The sequence below is a fragment of the Neglectibacter timonensis genome (genome assembly GCF_900048895.1).
GTDB lineage: Bacteria > Bacillota > Clostridia > Oscillospirales > Acutalibacteraceae > Acutalibacter > Acutalibacter timonensis.
Genome location: NZ_LT160632.1, coordinates 33,339 through 51,514 on the forward strand (window position 1 = coordinate 33,339; position 18,176 = coordinate 51,514).

8 protein-coding genes are annotated in these 18,176 nt (G+C 54.6%); all 8 read left to right on the forward strand.

All coding sequences use genetic code 11. The features are described 5' to 3' along the window. The first annotated feature begins 276 nt into the window (after window positions 1–276). Entirely contained in the window at window positions 277–435 is a 159-nt protein-coding gene (locus BN3911_RS17055) for a hypothetical protein (RefSeq protein WP_154669684.1), read from the forward strand. Between the two features lie 122 nt (window positions 436–557). Then, window positions 558–2,057: a PBSX family phage terminase large subunit gene (locus BN3911_RS00285; protein WP_066859767.1), complete on the forward strand. Its 1,500-nt coding sequence runs from the start codon at window positions 558–560 to the stop codon at window positions 2,055–2,057. Window positions 2,058–2,449: 392 nt separating this feature from the next. After that, on the forward strand, window positions 2,450–4,714 hold the full coding sequence (locus tag BN3911_RS00290) for a portal protein (protein WP_066859769.1): 2,265 nt from the start codon (window positions 2,450–2,452) through the stop codon (window positions 4,712–4,714). A gap of 237 nt (window positions 4,715–4,951) precedes the next feature. Next, window positions 4,952–6,592, forward strand: a complete 1,641-nt coding sequence (locus BN3911_RS00295; protein WP_066859772.1) for a hypothetical protein — start codon at window positions 4,952–4,954, stop codon at window positions 6,590–6,592. Between the two features lie 162 nt (window positions 6,593–6,754). Beyond that, entirely contained in the window at window positions 6,755–13,900 is a 7,146-nt protein-coding gene (locus BN3911_RS00300) for an RHS repeat-associated core domain-containing protein (RefSeq protein ID WP_066859775.1), read from the forward strand. Between the two features lie 4 nt (window positions 13,901–13,904). After that, entirely contained in the window at window positions 13,905–14,309 is a 405-nt protein-coding gene (locus BN3911_RS00305) for a hypothetical protein (protein WP_066859778.1), read from the forward strand. Further along, window positions 14,299–15,213: a hypothetical protein gene (locus tag BN3911_RS00310; protein ID WP_066859781.1), complete on the forward strand. Its 915-nt coding sequence runs from the start codon at window positions 14,299–14,301 to the stop codon at window positions 15,211–15,213. The genes BN3911_RS00305 and BN3911_RS00310 overlap by 11 nt, the downstream gene beginning before the upstream one ends. 576 nt (window positions 15,214–15,789) lie before the next feature. Next, a partial coding sequence (locus BN3911_RS00320) for a hypothetical protein (RefSeq protein WP_207644487.1) occupies window positions 15,790–18,176 on the forward strand: 2,387 nt, incomplete at its 3' end.

Consider the following 18,176-nt stretch of genomic DNA (forward strand, 5'->3'; position numbering starts at 1 on the left):
TTATGATTCCTCTCTCAGCTGGTTTCATTTTACGGAAAGAAAATCCTGCTTTCCCCCAAATTTTTTCAGCTCCCTACGTCCGGCATCATTCAGGGAAAAGAAGCTCCGTGAGATTTTCCAATATTTTGCCGCCTCCGTTACAGAGTTATACCGGTAATCATAATTACTTATTACCGGTACAGCGTAACACGCAGCAGATGCTGATGTCAATGTTTTTGGGAAACCGGAAAAGACCTGACAAAGCTCTTCCCAAGAAGATATGATGCCGGATTCCTCTTGAAAAACAGAGTAGAAAATTCCATGTTCCTCCATGAGGGCGGCATTTCGGGGACAAGGGCCAGCCGTCCCGGCTGTCAAAAGGCGCCGGCGCTGATGGGGGAGAGCAAGGGCCGAACCTTTTTGTGTGCCGAAGACTGCTGCAGGGAGGGACTTTAAAAGATGTTCTGGAATGTTACATGGGTTCTGTGCTATGCTATAAGCTGAAAATGGAATGAAAAGGGGAGCGGCGGAAACGCCGTTCCCTTTTTTGCGTCCGAAAAAGGAAAGGAGGCGGTGCGGTGGAGGTACACATTCAATTGGACGTGTTCAACCAGGCTTATCTGCCGCTGCTGGACGACGAGGAGCACAGGTACCTGGTGCTGTACGGAGGCGCAGGGTCGGGGAAATCCGTGTTCGCGGTGCAGCGCTTTCTGGTGCGCATGCTGCAGAAGGAGCTGTGCAACATTCTGGCGGTGCGGGCGGTGGCCGCCACCAACCGGGATTCCACCTATGCCCTGTTCCGGCAGGTGATAGCCAAATGGGGGCTGGGGGAGCTGTTCCACTGCGCGGATTCCGACCTGCGCATCACCTGCGCCAACGGGAACTCCGTCATCTTCAAGGGGCTGGACGACACGGAAAAGCTGAAATCCGTCACCTTCCCCAAGGGGGAACTGACAGAGGTGTGGATCGAGGAGGCTTCAGAGGTGTCGGAGGAGGAGTTCAATCAGCTGGACATCCGCCTGCGGGGCGGGGGCTCCCACAAGCAGATGGTGCTCACCTTCAACCCTGTGTCCGTGCTGCACTGGCTGAAGCGGCGGTTCTTTGACCGGGAGGATCCCCGGGCGCGGACGCTGAAGACCACCTACCGGGACAACGCCTTCCTGGACGGTGCGTACCAGGAAACCCTGGAGAGCTACCGGGACGCGGACCCCTACTACTACGCGGTGTACTGCCTGGGGGAATGGGGCGTGCTGGGCCAGACCATTTTTGACGCGGGCAAGGTGACGGGGCGGCTTTCCCGGCTGGGGGAAAGGCCCTGCAGGCGGGGCGAATTCCTGTTTGAGACCTATTACGACGAGGCCTGCCGCGAGGTGCTGATCGACCAGGGGTCCATCCGGTTTCTGGAATCGGACTCGGGCCCCGCTGTGATTTACAGGGAGCCGGAGGAGGGCGTGCCCTACGTGGTGGGCGGGGATACCGCCGGGGAGGGCTCGGACTACAGCGTGGGACAGGTGGTGGACAACGTGACCGGGGAGCAGGTGTGCACCCTGCGGGGCAGGATGGACGAGGACGTTTTTGCCAAACAGCTCTACTGCCTGGGGCTCTATTACAACGGGGCGCTGCTCTCGGTGGAGGCCAACTTTTCCAGTTATCCCATCCGGGAGCTGGAACGGCTGCGGTATCTCCGCCAGTTTGTACGGCAGGCGGAGGACAGCTACACCCACAGGCTGCGGGACGCCTACGGCTTCCGGACCACGGCGGTCACCCGGCCGGTGGCCATCGCCGGGCTGGTGGAGGTGGTGCGGGAGCATCCGGAATGGCTCAACGACAAAGACACCCTGGAGGAAATGCTGACCTTTGCCCGCAACGAGAAGGGCAGGGCCGAGGCTCAGGCGGGCGCTCACGACGACTGTGTGATGGCGCTGGCCATCGCTTACTACAGCAGGGAGCAGCAGAGCGTGTTCCGGAAAAAGGGGAACGTACAGTGGACCCACGACATGCGGGAGGATTACGAGAACGCCTCCCCGGAGGAGAAACGGATGCTGCGGAAACGTTGGGGAGAAGATCTCCTCACGTAGTTCGAGCATCTTTTTGCCACCTCATCAGTCACCTCGGCGAAGATCTCCGAACAGAGGGAGGAGATCTTTTGGACAGCTTCCCCTCAAGGGGAGAGGGGGAACAGATTCCTGCGGAAATCTGCCGGATGAGGTGGAAAGTCCCATTCTTTCATCCGCAGCGGCAGAGTAAGGAGGTAGAGCCGCCTCATCAGCCGCCTTGGCGAAGATCTCTGAACAAAGTGAGGAGATCTTTTTGGCAGACTTCCCTTCAAGGGGAAGCCTTTGATCTTGGCCTTCCCTTTGCCGGGAGCCGCTGACGGAACGCGTGATGCGGGCTGAAGATTTCCAGATAACGCAGCGACGGCACGGAGCAATCCTTGCGACATAAAAATAAAAAAGAAAGGATGTTGGAAATGAAAAAGAAGGAGAGGCAGGACAAGCTGAAGCTTTGGCAGGAAAGGCTTGAAAAGAACGAGGCGGCGTATGAAGAAAAGCTTGCGAAGATGGATCGGAGGGAGAGCGTCTACCGGGGAGCGCGGGAGCTGAGCAGAAAGGTGGCGGGGGACCGGAAGAGCAAGGCTGCCCATGTGAGGAACCTGACGGCGGAGCTGATTGAGGCGCAGGTGAATTCTTCCATCCCCCAGCCCAAGGTGACAGCCAAGCGGAAGGGCGATGAGAAAAAGGCGAAGCTCATCGAGGACATGCTGCGCAACGAGCTGGACAGGCTGCCCTTTGAAACGCTCAACGACCAGATGGAACGCACGGTGCCCATCCAGGGCGGAGGGATGTTCCTGGTGGAGTGGGACAACACCCAGCGCACCCACTCCACAGTGGGGGAGCTGGAGGTTTCCGTGCTGCACCCCAAGCAGATCATTCCCCAAAATGGGGTGTATACCGGGGTGGAGGATATGGATTACCTCATCCTCAAGCTGCCTCAGACCAAGGAATACCTGAAAAGGCGGTACGGGGTGGACCTGGCGGAGGAAACGGAACAGGAACCGGAGGTGAAGTCCGCCGGGAGCTGGGAGGCCGCGGACGACATGGTAACCCAGTATGTGGCCTATTACCGAAACGAAAAGGGCGGCATCGGGCTCTATTCCTGGGTCAACGGCCGGGAACTGGAGGATCTCCCGGACTACCAGGCACGCCGGGTCCGCAGGTGCGCGGCCTGCGGGGAGCCGGAACCTCTTGAAGGGGAGAGCTGCCCCAAATGCGGGGGAAAGGACTGGACGGAGGCGGAGGAGGAATATGAACAGATTCCCCCCGGGGCGGTGCGTTCTGACGGCACCCCGGTGATCCCCGCAGAGCTGTTGGAAACTTTGTACGGCGGCCTACAGGAGGGGGAGAAGGAACTGCCGGAAGCAGCTCCCAGCGCCCGCGAGACGGGAAAGCTGTTCCCAGAGAGCGGGATACCGGGACTGGAACACCCGGAAGCATCCGCTGGAATGCGGGATGCGGAGAAATTGTTCCTGGAAAATGGGCTGCCGGAGCAGGAATACCCGGAAGCATCTATCAGAACGCGTGATGCAGGGGAACTGTTCCCTGTCAGCGAGGGTGCTGCTCCCCAGTGGGGAGCGTCCAGCACCGACCGGAGCGGAAGCGGAGAAACGCGGGAACGCGCCGCCACGCCGGCGCTGGTGGAATATTATAAGCCCAATTTGTTTCCGGTGATTTTGCAGAGGAATGTGTCGCTGTACGGGGAATTCCTGGGGGACTCGGATGTGGATAAGATCGAGGACCAGCAGAACACAGCCAACCGGATTGAATCGAAGATTGTGGAAAAGCTGGTGAAATCCGGCTCCTATCTGGTGCTGCCGGATGACGCCAGTATCCGGGCAGACGCGGAGGAAATGAAGGTGATCCGCCCCGGTACGCCGGCGGCGGCCCAGATGATCGCGGTGAAGGATATGGAGGGGAACATCTCCCAGGATCTGACCTATCTGCAGCAGGTGTACGAGGAGGCGCGGCAGATCATTGGGGTGACGGATTCCTTCCAGGGCAGAAGGGACGCTACGGCCACCTCGGGCAAGGCCAAGGAATTCTCCGCGGCCCAGGCGGCGGGACGGCTGGAATCCAAACGGGTGATGAAGGACGCGGCCTATGCCAGACTGTTTGAAGCCATGTTCAAATTCAAGCTGGCCTATGCGGATGAGGCAAGGCCCGTGAAGGCCCGGGACCTGTCGGGAAATTCGGTGTACGAGGAGTTCAACCGCTACGACTTCCTGGAACAGGATGAGGCTGGGGAATGGTACTGGAACGACCAGTTCCTCTTTTCCTGCGACAACTCCGCGCCGCTTGCCAATAATAGAGAGGCCATGTGGCAGGAAACCAGAATGAACCTGCAAAGCGGAGCTTTTGGAGATCCCTCCCAGCTGGAAACCCTGCTACTCTTTTGGATGAAAATGGAGCTGCTGCACTACCCGGGCGCGGGGGAAACCAAGCAGTATCTGGAAAACAGGCTGACGGAACAGAAGCAGCAGCTGGCACAGATGCAGCAAATGCAGCAAGCACAGCAGGCTCAGGTTCAGGCGCGGCAGCAGGAGGCGCAGCAGGTTCCGGGCAGTCCGGGCACCGGCGCTCCCGGCCTGGGAAAAGCAGGGGGAATGCCGGGAGGAATGCAAAGGCCTCAGGATGGGGCAGCAGAGGATAGGACGCGTCTTCGCCAGCCCGGGTTTTGAGCATGAAAAATTCCCGGGGGAGGACTTGCAAGAAATTCCATAAAATGGTATTCTGTATCCACAAAAGTGTTTTTTTCCATAGGAAAGACAAGGACGACAAGCTGCCGAAAGTGCGGTTTTATGCGTCCGGACCGAGAGAAAGAAGCACGGAATAAAAATGTTTCGGACAGAGGAGGGGTACCCCTCCTCTGTCCCCGGATCATGATCCGGGGACAATATACATTGTGAGAGGGAATTATGAAGAAAATGAGGCTTTTGCCGATACTGCTGGCCATCGCCGCGGTGCTGTTCCTGTGCCCGCTGACGCTGGAGGACACAGGAACCAACGACAAGCGACTCCAATGGGTCACCGATGCTTTCGGCGAAAATGCGGTGAGCGTGAGTGAGGACAAAAGAATTGGCAAGGTTACCCTTGCGCTGAGCGGGGAGGTAGAGCTTGCCGATACCTTGTCAGTTCCACCGGGAATGGATTTGACCATCCAGCTGGACGGCTGTACCCTTACCGGTCCGGCGGGGAAGAGCGCCATTGAGATGGCCGCTCCTGATTCTTCGGCCGATGACAGCGCCATCACGCTGACCATCACCGGCAGCGAGGGCAGTCAGATTTTGGGCGGGGCTGGTACCGGCGGAAACGGCGGCTGCGCTGTGGAACTGGCGAATGGCTGCTCCGGCGTTCTCAGCATTTCCGGCGCTGTAGCCCTTGTGGGCGGCGATGCTTCCAGCGTCGGCACTGCCAAAGGCGGCGATGCCATCGGCAGCAGAGGCGTTTCCGGTGTGGTGGACGTTATCCTGCGGGACGACAGTGTTCTCACACTGCAGGGCGGCAGCGGCAGTGAGGGCGGCTACGGTATTTTTGCCTCCGGCGGCGATGTGACTGTGGGCGCTGGCTGCAGGATTGCCGGGGGCAGCGGTCACGGCGGCAGCACCGGTTACGGCCACGGCATCAGCGGCGTCGGCATTCATGCCATGGGAGGCAGCGTGACTGTGGGCGATGGGACGATCATCACCGGCGGTACGGGTAAAGGCGTCGAGGGAGGCGACGGTATCATTACCTCCGGCGGCAGCGTGAAGGTGGGTGTTGGCTGCGGGATTACCGGCGGCGACGGCAGCATCGGCGGCACCGGCATCTATACCAACGACGGTGAAGTGACCGTGGGGGATAAGACGGCCATCAGGGGTGGCACCGGCACCGGCGAAGGCGGCTACGGTATCTTTACCCACAGGGGAGCTGTGGAGGTGGGTGCTGGCTGTGAAATCATCGGCGGCGACGGCGTTTCCGGCATGGGAGGCGGCGGCGTTTCTACTACCAGCGGCAGCGTTACTGTGGGAGATGAGGCGGCCATTAAGGGCGGCGGCGACAGCATGGGCGGCTGCGGTATCTCTACCTGCGGCAATGTGACCGTGGGAGATAGGGCGACCATTGAGGGCGGCATCAGCAGCAGCGGCACCGGCGGCGCCGGTATCTATGCCGCAGGAGACAGCGTGACTGTGGGTGACGGCGCGGCCGCCATCGGCGGCGCCGGCAACTCCGTTGGCCGCGGTATTCTGAGGAAAGAAAATGGGGCGGAAGCTGTTGTCCCCATCACGGACGGCAGAACGGGCGCAGTGCTGACGCCTGTCACAGCGTTTTTTCTGGAAATCAGGAACGGGGGTGTGGCCGTGCCTCCAAATGGCGTTGTCACCGTGGAGACCGGGAAAAACGACCCTGTTATCACCATTACCGCCCCGGAAACCGGCGGCACAGTGATTTTTGGCGGCAGCGACGGAAAGCTTACGGTCACCGGCGGCATGAGGGTTCAGGTGGGCGACGGCGACCCTGTGACTGTCCCGGCAAGCGGCAGTGTCAACGGTATAGCAGGCACAGCAGACCTTCCTTAGGTGAGAGAAAAGCCCTCTGCAGCGGATTTGCGGGGGGCTTTTCCGCTCAATCTGGGGCGGTTCATTGTACTTTTCTGTTTTGGACATCTTATCATATGGTTGTTACAGCTGCATAAGGCTAGCAAAACGTTAAGGAGTAAAGAAGAAAAGAGGAAAAGGGTTATGAAGAAACTGAAACAGGCAATCGCGGTTGCTTTGACAGCGGCGTTACTGCTACAGGCCGGTCCCATGCAGGCGACGGCGGCAGAGGATGCTTTTCAGATGGCCGCTCCAAGCGCGGAAGAAAACATTCCACCCGAAGGGTTTACAGAAGAAATAACAGGTCAACTTGACGTGCTATATGAAGAGGAGGACCAGCGGGAAGCTTCTGCGAAGCATTTTCGCCTGAGCGACGGTTCTTATGTGGCCGCTTCTTATCCCTGGGCGGTGCATTATGAAGTAGAAGAAGGAAAATGGGCGGATATCGATAATACATTGACAGTCACTTCCCCGAAAGCATCGGGAAATATATTGGAAAAAACGGCTGCTGCAAGCGTCTATCGTGCAGAGAACGGGGAGGAAATAAAATCCTTTGCAGCGGTTTTGCGTCCCGATGAGACATTGTTTTCCCTCACTAATAACCAGTATGGTTTGGGTATGGCAGTCCTGCATCCAGAAACAGCGCAGATGTTGATAACGGAAAAGAAGGTTGAAGAGGAGCCGGAAGAGGAACTGGAATCTTCAGCGTTGCCATCAGAGGATGAGTTAGGATCTTCATCGTCAGAAACACCGGAATCAGTTCCGGAAGTTTCTGAAGGAGAAAGCAGCCGGCCAGAATCGGAGAATTCTGAAATAAACTCAGAGGCTGACAATGCGGGAAGTACAACAGACCAGGCAAAATCCCAGAATTCGCAGATCAATGACGAAGAGTCTCTCGGTTCTGGACTGGCGGAAGAAAATACGGAATCCTTTTCCAGCCAGCTTGAAGAGATACAAGGAAGCTCGGAGACTCCGGAGTCTTCCCTGCCCAGCGAGCCGGAGGAGAGCAAGGAGGCCCTGGAGTCTTCCTTGCCCAGCGGGCCGGAGGAGAGCACGGAGATCCCAGAGTCTTCCCTGCCCGGCGAGCAGGAGGAGAGCATGGAGGTCCCAGAGTCTTCCCTGGCCAGCGAGCTGGAAAATACAGGAAGCCAAGTGCCTCCGGTTGAAGGTAGTGAGGAAACAGAACTGTCAGCGATGGCTGAGCGTGTTACGGCTGAAATTGAGAATCCCGTAACGTCAAAAGTCCCTAACAATAGCATTGACGGGATCACGGGCAATGTTCCGGAGGCGTCGCGGATTAGTTTGGAAGAACAGGTAAAGCCCAAGAAAATCTCTTCTACAGTAACCTACAAGGACGTCATGCCCGGTGTGGATCTGCAGTATCAGAGTTATGGATTCAATGTGAAAGAGAGCATTGTAATCAATAAAAAGCAGAAAAACTACCGCTATGACTTCCTGCTGAATTTCAACGGTTTAACGCCAGTTCTGCAGGAAAACGGCGGTGTGGATCTCATGAATGAGGAAAAGGAGATCATCTATCAAATCCCTGCTCCTTATATGGTGGACGCAAAACAGAAAATATCTTATGATGCAAAATATGAACTTGTCCACACAACAGAGGGATATGTCCTGACTGTGGAAGCCAATGAAGAATGGATAGATGCAGAAGACCGTACATTCCCCGTGATGATTGACCCTACCGTGATTCTCTATGGCGGAGATTACCAGGGCAGTATCACAGCTACAACGCTGACCTCCGGTACCACCAACACGGGAGCTGGAGGAGAGAGCCTCTATATCGGCCATGATTCCTATGGAAGGGATATTCAGTCTTTCGTTCAGTTCGGCAAGCTTCCTACGCTCCCTTCCAACTGTAGTGTGGTAAACGCGGTATTGGGTATGTACCAGCATACCTATAGTGCGGTGGGCATGAACCGCCTGTTTTTACGCGCCCACGAGGTCACTGCCGTAAAACCCAGCCAATACGGCACGGCTGCGGATTGGATACGAGCAATGACCTGGAACACAAAGCCTGCTTTTGATGCCAATGTCTCGGAAGCTTATGCCAGGGTGAATGCTGGAAATCAAGGGAGCTATGTGACGTGGGATATTTCCCGTGTGGTAAGTAAATGGTATGCTAACAAAACTTCCAACCGAATCCTTGCGATGGATGCCATCGGTCCCAATCAGTTCAGCAGCTCCAGCTATGCAGCCAGTGCCTTTTGGATGAATGTGGGAGCTACTCCCGTCTTCATGATCTATTACCGCAACAATGTAGGGCTGGAAGGCCGATATACCTATCAAACCGCTTCTGTTGGCAGGGCGGGCACCGCTTATGTGGGAGATTATACTTCCCAGCTCACAGTGGCTAATACCCTGCTTTCTTCCTACAGTGAAGTGATGCCTTTCTCTCTTACCGCTTATTATAACTCTCCTTATCATGGCAGATATTTTACGGCGAACAATGCGGTAGGGATCCATACTGCCGATTATACTACCATGAACATAGGAGACGGCTGGAAGCTGAATGTGCAGGAAACTGTGGTGAAGCAAACTGTGAAAACAAATGATGTCTCCACAGAGTATTATATCTACACGGATGCCGATGGCACAGAACATTACTTTGAAATAAAGCCAGGACAGAGCTCCTATCAGGACGATGAGGGATTGGGGCTTACGCTTTCACTTTCAGGAACTGTACATACTTTAAAGGATGAGACGAATAATCGGAAAGAGTTTACCAACGGATATTTGACAAAGCTCATAGACCGAAACGGGAATACGATTTATTTCCTGTATAACGACAATACAGCTTACAGTACCTCGAATCCGGTAAATCCGTCTGCAACTGTGTGGAAACCCAAGGCCGGTCAATCTAACCGGATGACGCAGATTTGGCAGGCAAATGACAATGGCAGCGCTGCAGATGTGCAGGTACTGATCTGCAAGTTTACCTATTCTGGAAACTATTTGAGCAAGGTTACAGATTCCCAGGGACGGGAAGTTTCCTTGCAATATACGCTGCCGTCTTCCGGCATGCAAAAGCTCAGCAAAATCGTGTTCCCCGATGGGTATGAGGCTGAGTATGCCTATTCAGCCGGGGCACAGCTTTTGACCAAACTTTTTGATGGCGAAGCACAAGCCGGAGTGGAGTTCGGTTATCAGAACCAATATGATAACTGGCTTGTCCAGAATGCGAAGGAGTTTATTGCCTCCAGCATAAATGGGACGCAGAGTGTGGGGAATGCATGGCATAACTGGTCGCCCAGCCTGCAACAGCGGCAATACCGCTTCTATGGTCAAGATCATATTGCGGAAACGGAAGACGATATCGTCACCCACTATACCTTTGACATTGCCGGGCGTACTGTGAATGTGGTCAATCACAATACAGACAGAAGCAAGGTATTAGGAACGTCTGCGGCGGCTTATACCAAAAATACTGGGACGTCTAAGACAAATAACCGTGTTACCGGGGCTGCAGCCTCCGGTATTACTTCCGGAAACCGGCTGAACAACAGCGGCCTGGAACAGAACCCAAATTCTTCTTATGGATGGAATGTTTCCACAAACATCAGCGGAGGAAACGCAGCGCTTCGTGCCAATGTCAGTGAAGTAACCCCTGCGATTACCCCCAGGACTGGTGGATATTTGATGAAAATGTACGCTCCGTCCGGCAGCAGTGGCACGGTAAGCGGACAGCAGACGGTATATTTGGAGGCGGGGAAAACATATGTGTTTTCCGGGTATGCCAATTCCTCCGGTATTCAGAATTTTGGCGCAGATGGGGGGATGAGCGTCAGCTTTCAAAATACCAGCGGTGTAACGCTTGCAGAGAGCAATATACTGAATTCTGCCACCTCTGCCAAAATCCAGTCCGGCTGGAGCCGTCTGGAGGTGAGTTTCACGCCGGATAACAGCGGGGATTACCGGGTGTCGGCTAATGTAAAGAATGCAAGTACGTATGCGGCGTTCGATGATTTCCAACTGGAAGAGGTGGTGCTGGCCTCTGCGGAAATGCCTGAAGGGAAACAGGGAACCGCCTCTTCCGCCAATCTGCTGCAAATGGGCGGGGTAGAGCTCTGGAATTCCTCCGGTCCCAGCATAACCTCTGTACCGGTTTATTGGACCTATGACACTGCCAGGGCACAGCCGGTACGTGCAACTGGGGACGACGCCGGCCGCGGTTTCATTTTCCAGATTTTGGGCCACCCGGATGCACAGCGCCGGGCTTCCCAGACTGTGGTTGTGAACCGGCCTTCTGATACCACCTATATGCTTTCTGGCTGGGGCAAAGCGATGTCTGTCACAGACTGTGCGCCAATTACGGACTTGACCAACGACAACAGCACCTACCAGCGTTTCTTTGGCATGATTGTGAAAGTGTTGTATTCAGATACTGCCACACCGGAATATCAGTATGTATCGTTTGATCCGCAGTATGACGGATGGCAGTATACGTCTGGCTTCATTGTACCGAAACGCGCAGGAAAGACGGTATCCAGCATTACGGTGTCCCTGGCTTACGACCACAATGTGAATACCGCCTGGTTTGACCAGATTTCTTTGACCGAGGAGCCTGCGCAGACCTATACCTATGATTCCAATGGAAAGCTGAAATCTGTCACGAAATCCAGCCAGAGTACCGACACCTATACCTACAGCGGTCCGGATCTGACCAAATTCGTTTCTTCAGCTATGGGAACATTTGACTACACCTATGACAGCGATCATAACATGACAAAGGCCACAAACGACGGGGTAAATCTGACGGCGCAGTATGATACGGCTGGAAACAATACCCTGGCAAAGCTGCAAAAGGGCACCTCCGGCATTTACATGCAGAGCAGTGCTGCTTACACGGCGGATAAAAACCATACGGCATCCGTTACCGACGTGAATAACATCACCACCCGCTATACCTATGATAACCTGAACAGGCTGAGCAGTACCATAACTCCCTATCAGGGCGGGACCCTGACGGAAACCCAGACGTATGGCGCTGGTTCAGACAGGGTGACGAATAAATTTTCCTCTGGGACTTATGCGCTGAGCAGCACCTACGAAAACGGGCAGTTGACGGTCACTTCCAGAAAGAGTTTTGCAGGAAGCACGACGAACTGGCAGAGATATTTAATGCCTGCGGATTCTTGGGGAAATATCACCAGCGTGCAGGTACAGAGCGGAAAAAATGCAGGCAGTGAAGCGGATGTTGCCTGGGAAGCCCCCATCACGCTGGGGGACTACGAGTATGCGGAAAACAACGGCCCCCTGACGCAGATGACCTATGGAAACGGCGATTCGATCCGTTATTCGTATGACGTCTATGGACGGGGCGTACTGGCGGAATACCGGACGGGAAATTTGCTGGATTATACCCAGGTCAATACATACGACGCCAACGGGAATGTTGCCCGCAGCGCCGTACTGGACGGAGCTGGAAACCTCATAGCGGACTACCTGTACGAATATGACAGCCTGGGCCGGCTGATCCGCAGCGGGCAGAGTGGGGATGGGGTAACGGAGCTGGAAACGCAGCACCAATACGATGCCCAGAACCGGCTGTGCGCACAGTCCTGGAAGGTACCGGGGCAGATTCCGATCGTCCTCTGGGATGCCTATACCTACAATAACAACAACGGCACGCTGCACAGTATGCTGCTGGGAACAGGGAGAAGTATCAGCTTTGGGTATGATAACCTGCTCCGGATGCAGTCGGAAACGCTGGAGGGTGTCTACCAGCGGAGAAGGAATTATACGAACGCGGGAACGACAAACCATGAAACCAATCAGATCAATTATTTTAACTATCTAACGGCAGACGGTACGTCCATGAAGCTGGGATACCAGTACAAGTACGACGCGGCAGGGAACATCAAAGAGGTATACAGCCGTACCGGAACAAATGCCCTTGCATTGGAGTCCAGTTATGAGTATGATAGACTGGGACAGATCACCAAGGCTACGGACAGCCGCGGGACGGAAACGTATACCTATGACACAGCGGGAAATCTGCTGAGCCGTGCGCTGGGTGGAACTGGGAGCACCTATACCTATGGAAACAGCAGCTGGGGCGATTTGCTGACGGCATTTAAAGGCCAGGGGATTGCCTATGAGGGACAGACTTACAGCGCCGCTTCCAACACGGTATCTGGTACGGCAGTAAGCGGGAATCCGGTGAGTTACTACAACGGGACCCGTTGGGCGATGGATTGGAAGAACGGCACACAGCTAAGTACCGCCAGCGCCAGCGGAAAAAATGTGTCTTATATCTACGATAAAGATGGCCTGCGCACAAGCAAAACGGTAAATGGCGTGACGTATGAGTACGCGTATGCGGGCGGAAAGCTGATGTGGCAGGGCTGGTCCGGGAATGAGATCTATTTCTTCTATGACAATGCCGGAGCGCCGGTGGCGCTGTACTATTTCCCCGCGAACGGAGGAGAGAGAATCACCGGTTACTACATGACGAACCAGCAGGGGGACATCGTCCGGATCGAGAACCAGTACGGAACGGTGATAGCAAGCTATGCCTACGACGCGTGGGGAAAACCGGTTTCCGCTGCCGGAAGCATAGCGGATATCAACCCGCTGCGGTACCGGGGTTACTATTACGATACTGACACAGGGTTCTACTATCTCCAATCCAGATACTACGACCCGGTGGTTTCCAGATTCATCAGCGCGGACAGCTTTGCCTCCACTGGTCAGGGTATCCTGGGCTACAATATGTTTGCGTACTGCAATAATGATCCGGTGAATTATAGCGATCCGTCCGGCGATATTGCAATTGTTGATGACATAATAGCTATCGGTCTGTTCTTTATAGCGACTGTTGTCTTGGCAGCTATTGCGTCAAGTGTTGTTCAGTTTGTGCAAAATATTACTGGTAGTGCCACTTCTGGTTCGATAGCAGGTTCCTGGAACAGTGCGTCGGATATTCCGAAAAGAGATTATGCAAAAGAATTCGAGGAACAAGAAAAGAAAATAATCGCCTCCAGAGAAAAGAAATCGCCCATACTTTTTCCTGTCAACCCAATGGATTTTAATCCGATTGGGCTCGAACGAATACCCCGTGTTGAAATGAATCAGGGCAAGAATGGCGGGATTATTCATTGGGTATATCCAGGTACAAGCGTGGTAATTTTCGAATGGAATCAAGACTTAAATAATACTTCGCACTACCATACTATGAGGCCAAGAGATGCAAACCATCATAATGAGGGCATTCATTATCTGCCTGGTACGCCGATCCCTGAACCATGGCGTTCAATGTTCTTTGGAGGATAGAAGGATGAAAATAGATAAAACAACAACAGCGGAAGAAATTAGCCGGATGAATGTAGTTGACGCTTGTTTTTCGGGCTTTCACTATGATAGTGAAAGCCACGAAATCAAGTTTGAGCTAACAGAAGAATATCAAAAAAAGAAATTCTGCTTTCGGTTTGTGAATGTAGTATTGTTTGAAATGCAGAGCTGTGCTTTTTGGGGAGCCAGTCCCCATGTCTACTTTTGGGAACATCAGCATGATACAGAGGATAACACTTTTGTATGTAGTTTGTTCCGGAAAGAAGAATCCGGCTTCCAGGTCCCTGACGGATATCTTGAGTCGGTACTTTCCATGACTTCTGGCGATTCTCTCACAATAGTATGTGAGTCAGTTGACTTTACAGAAAAGAGCTATGCTGTTGACCGCTGAGAGAAAGACTGAGTTATCACAAAAAGAGACTGGAATATATCAGAAAGCAGGATTGAAAATGCACTATGACTTTCATAACAAAGAAGAAATAAAGCAAATCCCTGTTGCTGGCTGCGATTTTACCTTAATTGACTATGATTACCGTAATCGGGAGGTGTATCTGCAATTTAATAGCGCATCGAGAGGAGAGATTGTATATTTGAACCTCCACAATGTGCTGTATTATACGCTTCGGAATACAGAAATAGGGTCTGGTAAAAAAATAGCCGGAATCTCAATACAGGAAGACTGTCTGCCCCTGAAGCTTCTTAGAGAAGTAAAGGAAGCAAAGTACAAAAAGGAGCCGTCATACCTGAATCAAAATATACTATTCGTATCTATTGTGATTCAAATGGTTTCTGGCGGGCAGGTATTGATTATATGTGAGACTGTGGATGTTGAGATACAAAATTCACAAACGGATAGCGAAATCGACAAACTGCTGGATATGCTGGATTCCCGCAAAGACCCCAAAATTCAAAAAGAAGGGATAGAATTAGCCAAAAAAGTCAAGCACCTATCCGTCTTTATCCGTCCAACTGAGGGGAAGTATCTCTGGGAAAATTGTGCTAAAATTCTCAGCCAGAGAACGGATAAGGAACTGGGAAGATATCTGGAAGACCTTTTCGAATGGGAGAAAGATACCAGGTGGCCGGGTGCGAAAATAATTTTTGACAGGCTATTTAGCATACCGTCTTCCGATCTTGCGGCGGCGTACAGCCAAAGCCTGAAAAAGGCCGTAGCAATGAAGGCGGTCTCCTGGACAAGCTCTTTGCAGTATTTTGCTGAAAAGAAGGATGGTCTCATTGATTTGCTGCCAGAGGAGCAGAAGAAGTTTCTGGTTGAATGGCAGTGGCATTGGTGAGATAGTATAGATACCGTAAAAGTAGGCGTACGAAGTTACAAGTAAATGTGGAGTTTCTGAATCAAAAATAGAGTTGTTCTATGAGAAATATAGGGTAGAGTGTATTTGGTGGTATTCTGGAGAGCCGCGGGAGCCGATTTATGTCAATGGGAAGCTCGGGTCGGTAAAAGGGTGACGCGGCGGAGGGCTTGTCCGCCATACGGGAGGAAAGAAGGCGGTCCAGCGGAAAAGATGTTCTTTTATGTTACATGGGTTCTGTGCTATGCTATAAGCTGAAAATGGAATGAAAAGGGGAGCGGCGGAAACGCCGTTCCCTTTTTTGCGTGGAAAAAAGGCAGTCTCCGGAGGGGTTCCTTCGGGGCTGTCTTTTCTTTTGAAAAAAAAGAGAAGAAAAAGGAGGAAAAAGATGCAGGTAGAGACCGGAGGGGAAAAGATGACCTCGCTTCCGCTCGGCCATCTTCTGGAAGAACCCCTCGGGCATGAAATGCCCGCCTTTCCTACGGAAAGTACCGGGCTTCTTCCGGCGGGGCGAGAAACTGGAAGGAGAGAGGAAGGGAGACGTCAGACCAGGAAAGGATGGAATACGCCCGGGCCTGGGTGAGGGACGCGCTGCAGGAATGGGAAGAGGAAAAAGCAAAGATCAATCTGCCGAAGCCTGCGAAGCACGTGGGGAACAATCCCCTGAAGCTGCCGGAAGAGTACAAGCTTACCTCCGGCAGCCAGTGGGAGCAGGAACCGCCGGAGCTTTCCGGATTTCCGCCGCTTGGGAGTCCGGACGCGCTGAATTACACAAAGGAGGACGGGGCGTGGATCAAATCCCAGCTGGAACAGACAAAGCAGGCGATGAGCCGTGCCAGAGGGAACTCCTTTTTGGCCAACGACCCGTTTGCGAAGCTCCATCCGGGCAGCCAGGGAAATCTTTGGAAGCTTCCTTCCCTGGGATTCGAGGAAAAGAATTCCTTTGGGGAGGAGAGCGATCCCTTTGGGATTGGCCCTCTGGAAAGCCCGGTAAATTGGGAGGATGAGCTGGCGGAACTGACCCAGCAGCGGGACGTCTGGCAGCAGCGGTGGACGGACTGGAACAACTTGATGTATCAGAAGGAGCTGGAACAGAAAAGGCTGGAACTGGAAAACAGCGCCCTGGAGGATCCGGAGTTCGGAACGCGTGTAAAGGAGGGCGAGAAAACGCTTGAGGAGCTGTTCAAAATCGCCTTCTACGGCGGGAAGGGCAGGGGAATGCTGGATGACCGGGACACCATGACGGAGGAGGAAAAGCCCTACTATTACTATTATCTGTCCAAGGGCCGGGAAGAAGAGTATAAGGAGACGCTCCGGCGGAAGCTGGACGCACGGACCAACAGCCGGATGGTGCAGAACGCGAAGGAGTACGCAGAGGGGGACCCGGTTGGGGCTGGACTCTTCTCTGTGCCAAGCAAGATTTTCGGAGTGGGAGGCACACTGCTGGACGTGGCGGCGGGCCGGACGGGCAGCCCGGACAGCCCCTACAAGCCTTCGGCAAATCCCAACACTCCTGGACAGAGGGCCCAGCATGTGAACGACGTGTACCGGAATACCGGCCTGGAAATGCTGGAGGGGAATCCCCTGGCCCAGGGGGCGCTGAATATTGCGTACGGTGTGGCGGACACAATCCCCGCGCTGATGATGAGCAGCGCGGGAGCGCCCAGCCTGGGCCTGGCTTACATGTCCCTGATGGAAGGGGAGGAGGCCTATGCGGACGCGGCCAGCCGCGGAGCCACCAACGACGAGGCCGTCCTGTCCGGCGTGGGAATGGCGGCGATCACGGCGGCGCTGGAACAGGCGCCGATGAAGAAGCTGACAAACATCTTTACCGGGGGCAAACAGGAGGGGACGTCGATCCTGATGGACATCTTCTTCAGCGCGAAAAAAGGGGCGACGGGCAGCTACTGGGAACAGGTAGCCGGAACAGCCTGGGACGAGGCGGTGATGCAGGGGAAATCCCGGGTCAGCGAGATGACGTATCAATTGATGGAGGAAAACCATTGTGACTGGAAGACGGCGAACAGTCTGGCAAAGGAGAAATTCTACAAGTCGGACGCCATGTACGCCGCCTTGCTGGGAGGCCTGAGCACGGCCATCCTTGCGGCGGGAGGACATGCCTGGAACGGTTTTCTGGACGCCCGGCAGGGAGCTCAGGCCAGGCAGGTGTATGGAGAGCTGATGCAGGCGGGCGAGGCGCCCCAGGGCGGTCTGCTTTCCGGGGAGCGGGCTTATCTGGAACTGGCGGGCGGCGGTCCGGGAACAGGTCTGGCGTGGACGGGAGAGGCATCCGGAGGACAGGGGGGACTTGCCCTGCCCGGAGAGGGGGTTCAGCCTCCGGCGGCGGGTAACCGGTCTGGGCAGGCTTTCTTCCCCCCGGGGCCGGACGCCGGGCTGACGCCGCAGCCGCAGGACCGGGCGTCCGCTCAAATCCAGGCGGGAGAGGAAGCCGCCCGGGGTCTGATTCAGCTGCTGCTGAATCAGGGAGAAATCACCCCGGAGGAAGCGGCTGGATTGATGGCACAGAACGGGGGAGCGGAGATTTTGTACCCGGAACAGCCCGCGGCAGAGCTTCCGCAGCTGATCGACCCGCAAGAGGCCGACGCATTGCAGAATTTTGAGCCTGACGACAGGTGGAGGCTGCCGGACTGGTACGAGGAACGGCTGGGAAACAGCGGGCTGGTCCCGCAGAAAGCCGGGTCTGCACTGCCGGAGCAGAGCCAAACGTCCTCCCAAAGCCAGGCGGGAGAGGAAGCCGCCCGGGGGTTGATTCAGCTGCTGCTGAACCAAGGGGAAATCACCCCGGAGGAAGCGGCTGGATTGATGGCGCAGAACGGGGGAGCGGAGATTTTGTATCCGGAACAGCCTGCGGCTGAGCTTCCGGACTGGGCCGCCGAAGGGATGGAGAAATTTGGGATTCCAGAGCTTTCCGGGGAACAGACGCT

What these genes read in the sequence shown, in the direction of transcription:
- BN3911_RS00300 (WP_066859775.1), top strand. Translation starts at nt 6,755, where the DNA reads ATGAAGAAACTGAAACAGGCAATCGCGGTTGCTTTGACAGCGGCGTTA.
- BN3911_RS00290 (WP_066859769.1), top strand. Translation starts at nt 2,450, where the DNA reads ATGAAAAAGAAGGAGAGGCAGGACAAGCTGAAGCTTTGGCAGGAAAGG.
- BN3911_RS00295 (WP_066859772.1), top strand. Translation starts at nt 4,952, where the DNA reads ATGAAGAAAATGAGGCTTTTGCCGATACTGCTGGCCATCGCCGCGGTG.
- BN3911_RS00305 (WP_066859778.1), top strand. Translation starts at nt 13,905, where the DNA reads ATGAAAATAGATAAAACAACAACAGCGGAAGAAATTAGCCGGATGAAT.